Raw genomic sequence first — 1,211 nt, forward strand, 5'->3', positions numbered from 1 at the left:
TCGTGGAAATTCAGTTACCAGTGTTTACAGGTACTGAAGACGTTTCTGAAGAAGACTACATTCAAGCATTCCGTGACGCTATTGAAGCGCACCACAATGTTCGCCTGATTGTGTTCTCTCACATCACATACAAGACCGGTACTGCGCTGCCAGCAAAGGCAATTTGTTCTCTTGCAAAAGAGCATCAAATTCCAACGTTAGTGGATGGTGCTCACACGGTGGGTATGTTCGATCTTGACCTACATGATCCGGATTGCGATTTCTACTCTGGTTCTGGCCATAAATGGCAGTGTGGCCCGGGCGCAACAGGCATTTTATACGTGCGCGACAACGGTAATCGTTTGAACGAATACTGGAGCGACCGTGAAAATCCATTGTGGTTGATCAACTCGTCGCTTTCTCATGCGGATTACTTAGGTAAGCAAATCCAAATGCAGTACATTGGTAACGACAACTACCCAGCTAAACAAGCGCTGGCTGATAGCTGTAAAATGTGGGATGAGATTGGTCGTGACCGAATCCAAGACCGCATTCTAACGTTGAGTGACCAATGTAAAACCTCACTCCAAGACGTGCTGCCACATGCGAAAATGTTCTCGCCAAATGTGGAAGGGCTGACGAGTGGATTAACGACGTTCAACCCATTTTATGATGTGACGAACGAAGAAATCCTGACTGAGTTCCGTGACCGTCTGCGTGAAGAATATGGCTACATCATCCGTACAACGAACTTCAAGCTGTACAAAGATGATGGACACGACACGTACGCGCTTCGTATCTCTACACACTTGTTCCATGATGAGCGAGATGTAGAAGGATTGGTCGAAGCGATGGCTGATCTGTACTACTCGTTCTAACGTCGTTGTTTATCACTCAAGCGCCCATTTATGGGCGCTTTGTTGAAGGGAAGGATATACACAATGTCAGTCAAAACACTTAAACGAACCATCACTGCAGTGGCGATTTTGGCCGCGTCCGTGATGTCTTCTTCGGCTTGGTCTAATGACCTTAAAGAAATCCGTGAACGTGGTGTGCTTCGTCATATCGGTGTGCCTTATGCCAATTTTGTTTCTTACATCGAGCAAGGTGAAATGCACACGCTGACAGGATTAGATGTCGATATCGTAAAAGGATTTGCGAGCTCGTTAGGTGTGCGATATGAGTACGTACCGGCTCAGTGGAGTGACATGGTCGGTAAGCTGACAGGTCAA

General features: G+C 46.7%; 2 protein-coding genes. Both read left to right on the plus strand.

All coding sequences use genetic code 11. From position 1 onward, the window contains the following. A partial coding sequence (locus tag R7E00_RS24170) for an aminotransferase class V-fold PLP-dependent enzyme (RefSeq protein WP_318124790.1) occupies positions 1–857 on the plus strand: 857 nt, incomplete at its 5' end. A gap of 63 nt (positions 858–920) precedes the next feature. Then, a partial coding sequence (locus R7E00_RS24175) for a transporter substrate-binding domain-containing protein (RefSeq protein ID WP_411978694.1) occupies positions 921–1,211 on the plus strand: 291 nt, incomplete at its 3' end.

The organism is Vibrio sp. Vb1755 (assembly GCF_033338635.1).
GTDB lineage: Bacteria > Pseudomonadota > Gammaproteobacteria > Enterobacterales > Vibrionaceae > Vibrio > Vibrio alginolyticus.